The sequence below is a fragment of the Flavobacterium sp. genome (assembly GCF_044368625.1).
In the GTDB taxonomy this organism is placed as follows: Bacteria; Bacteroidota; Bacteroidia; order Flavobacteriales; family Flavobacteriaceae; genus Flavobacterium.
The window spans coordinates 1-4,037 of record NZ_JBIPPD010000255.1 but is presented as its reverse complement, the minus strand read 5'-3'; the positions used below and the strand labels follow the sequence as shown (position 1 = coordinate 4,037).

The window sequence follows — 4,037 nt, the reverse complement described above, 5'->3', positions numbered from 1 at the left end:
AAGATCTCAACCGCAATTAGAATTCAGTTCTGACTTATTTTCAGCATAAAGTTGAAATATTGACCTGTTTATAGGCAGTTACAATGCTTATTTCTAAAATCGTCAAAACTTTCGGATAGCAATGAATTCAAATGATAAATTTGCTCGTTCTAGTTGGCTTTTCGACTATTTTGAGTTGTTTTTGTATAAGAAATATTGACTTCTGGCCAGCAATTGTTTAAGAGTGTCTCCATTATATAGAACTTCCGGCTCGAACCTTTTTTTACTTTTCTTAGTTGCTTCAATAGCATTATTTTCTTGGTCTATGGTACGCTACCGGTATTTGATTCTGATTTCTTGTAAAGCTTCTGTGGCTAGTTTTTGAACGTGGAATCGATCTGTAACACGCGTTGCATTTGGAAAACATTTCTTGGCAATTAATCCCATATTTCCTGCCACATCCAGTGTGATTTCATCGACTAGGTTTCGTTGCTTGAGCGGAATTTTTTATATAATTGCAATTACTGTATCAGCTTTTGTCCCAGCAACCATAGCTACTATAGTACCTGCTTTGCCTTTAGCGGTTTTATTGGTTAAAATGGTATAAAGTTCACCATTGGCTAAGGAAGTCTCGTCTATTGATAAACGCTTGCCTATGTTTTTAGGAAAAAGTAACCATTATTTTGCGTGTTTTATTTGATTCCAAGATTTAAAATCACTTAAGAATTCTTTGTATTGGTATTGTAAATTTTTACCGCTAACTCCGCAGAAAGAAGCGATAGCATTACAATCACTTGGCGTGGAATCTATTGATCTCTTTTAAAAAAGACGCGAACTCCTGTATTACACGAGTCCCGTCTGCTACTAAATTCCTCCCGAAGTTTCAGGATTAAAAACTACTTTTTCGGTGTATTCATTTAGCCATCTTCTTCCAGTAATGTAAGGTATACCTGATGCCCTCGAATAGGAAAATCTTGAAGAGTAATCTCGTCAAAGAATCCTTTTGAACTTAATTTGCATTGCCGATATTCTTTAGGTATCGAATTAATTTCTCTTTGATAAAGATGAAGTATTTGTTCTCCTTTTTTTTAAGAAATCAGTTCAAAGTATTTCACTATTATTTCTGGCAATAATAACTTGGTAAGTTGCTGTATTTAATTTTACAACACAGATATCCAAACTTAATTTTTTCCCACAACTTTTAGTGTTGATCCACTTTGATAGAGTTTTTGAAAATATTTTTTTTTGTGTTTTCGATAAGGAAAAAAGTTTATTGAACAATTTCAATAAACTTTTGAGAGTATTAGTTTTTACTATGTTCAACAGTTTTTAACTTTTATTTTTACACTTTCATAGAAAAAAAATGAAAAATTTTGAGTTTAAAATTTATATCAGACACTTAAATATTTTTCTTCTGTCTGTGAATTCAATTTCCTTCAATACATTTTCTTAGGATATAGTAGCAGAATTATTACGAATTATTGTTGAAATCGAGGAACTTTTTTATCGTTTCAAAGAAAAATGTCCTTTAACAATTCTGCCGTCTTCTAAATTAATTACATACCAATAATCATCGGCAGGAAGTAAAACTCCGTTATAAGTGCCGTCCCACCCGTCGTCTAATGCAAAGATTTTGTGCAAAAATTTTCCGTAACGGTCATAAATATATGTTATTGTCGACGGACTAAAAAACTGACTTATTCCTTCAATTTTCCACCTATCGTTAAAACCATCGTTGTTCGGTGTAAAGAATTTCGGCGCACCTATAATTGCTACTACTTTTTGAACCACACCACAACCGTTGATATCTTTAATGTAAACGGTATGAAATCCCGTGGAAACATTGTCAAATTTATTGGATGACTGATAAAAACCATCTTCATCATCTAAAGCATATACATAATTTCCAATACTTGACGGATTTATAATAATCTCAATGCTATTTGTTCCCGTTGTGGCATCTACCACATTTACAACATCTATGATGGCGTAACTCGAGTTCAATACTGTAATGACTCTAGTTTTCGTACAACCTTCAACATTTGTAACTATTACTGAATAATTGCCAGGTTCGTTGACTTGAATACTGTAGGTGTTTTGAGCAAGTACTGCATTGTCCCTAAACCATTCGTAGGTATAATCGTCAGGATTACCTTCCAAAAGACGTGCGTCAATCGTGACAAATTTCAAAGGCAAGTTTTCACAAACATAATAGTCTTTCTCTTGGGTTTTCAAAAGATTGGGCAATCGATTTACCTTTAAATTTAAAGTACCGATACCATTACAACTATTTTGTTCTTCGATTCGGAAATAAATAATAGATTCATAAGCCGTTAAATTCGTATAATCATCAATAGTTAGAATTTCGTTTTGTTCCAATAAAGCGTCTTCCAAGGTTTCGTAATATGCAACGGTTTGCGAAGGGGTTAAAACCAAATCAGCTGTATTTAAATCAAAAGAAGCAAAGCCATCTTCACTATTTTCAGCATCACAAACAGGCGGTATAGTTACTGTTGGATTCACCAAATTTACACTCAAATTAACAGTACTCGTACTCGAACAACCCGTAGTTAAATTGGTTATTAAAGCTTGTATTTGTTGTGGATTGGAAACATTTGTATACTCAGATGCAATCGCATTTCCGTTAAAAAAGAAAGCCACCGACAGGTTTGTATCGTCATTTGTTAATGCAGAAATGGATTCCGATAAATTGAACAATGTTATTCCGTCGGGCATAAAACCTGGATCACATTGCACTAATGATGTAGTTACAACTTCAGGAAGCGGATTCACTTTTAATGTTATTTCCTTTATTTTAAAACAGTTATCGGGAGTGGTAACTTTTATAAATGCTTTTTCCTCGTTCGGTGTACTGTTGGTAAACGTATTGGGATAGGGATTTACATTGGCAAGCGCATCGGCATTGGATTCATAATAATCAATGGTCAAATTCGAAATGTCTTGACTTCCCATAAGAGTTGCCGTAGCATCCGCTAAATTAAACGTACTCAATCCATTTGTGTCGTCGCCATCGGCATTCGTATCGCAAATCTCAAAAATTTCACCAGGAATAACAACACTATTGATTACATTTAAAGTAAATTCAGTAGTGCTGAAACAGCCTGTATTGGTGTCTGTAATTCGGGCGTAAATAGTTTGCGGATTTGTAGTATTGGTAAAAGCACTCGCATTTAAAATCGGATTTTCAGCAGTCAATGCGTCATTGGAATTCAAATGGTAGCTTACCCCAACGTTTGTTTGACTTCCAATTACTAATGGCGTATTTTGTGATAAATTAAAAACGGTTATCTCATCGTCAACTGCATCGGTGTCGCATTCTTCTATATCAATAACTGTACCTGATGGAATATCAAATACTGGGGACTCCTTAAAGGTAGCTGTTCCTGTCCAAGCTAGTGAAAAGTTACTCGTTCCAATTGGTCTATCAATCACTAAAAAATAGGTATCGTTATTATTTACGGTCAACCACTGTACAAAATTTGTGCCTTGAGCTCCAGGTCCTTCAGTCGCTTCTGTAGCAGTTTCGCTTAATCCGGTGGTATTGTTCAGGGCGCCAGACGCTTGCGGATTGGTCGTGCTGCATCGAATGGCTTGACCAATATTTCCACACGTAACATTAGGTCCAAAAATAAAAAAATCGAAATCAACTGTGATACTCGGATTTTCTGGAGTAAGTACAAAACCCAATGTGCCGCCTTGATCAATTGTGATTTTTAACCATATACTGTTGTTTTCTTCGCTTCCACACGAATTACTTATTTCTGGAATTCCAACACCGGTTGCACTCAAACCATCAAAGCCCGTATTTCCGCATACGACTATGGCATCTACACAGTCATTTTGCGCGAAAGAAAAGTTAAACGAACAAATAAATAAAAAGGCATATAGGTAATGTAATTTGATCATTTTTGGATTTTTTTGTCAAATATATTGTAAAGTTTATGCATATCCGTTTTTAATCATACTCCTGTAATACTTGCTATCACTAGTCTATCGAAGATTTTCTCACCAAAATATCTGCGATTTAGCTTATAAAC

At 34.7% G+C, this 4,037-nt stretch carries 2 protein-coding genes; both read right to left on the bottom strand.

Annotation, left to right across the window (positions count from 1 at the left end; all coding sequences use genetic code 11):
• Nucleotides 1–312: 312 nt before the first annotated feature.
• The gene (locus ACIQ2X_RS14350) at nt 313–483 is read right to left on the bottom strand and encodes a transposase (protein WP_396179633.1); all 171 of its coding nucleotides are present in this window, start codon (nt 481–483) and stop codon (nt 313–315) included.
• A 999-nt stretch (nt 484–1,482) separates the two neighbouring features.
• Nucleotides 1,483–3,906: a T9SS type B sorting domain-containing protein gene (locus ACIQ2X_RS14345; RefSeq protein ID WP_396179632.1), complete on the bottom strand. Its 2,424-nt coding sequence runs from the start codon at nt 3,904–3,906 to the stop codon at nt 1,483–1,485.
• Between the last annotated feature and the right edge of the window lie 131 nt (nt 3,907–4,037).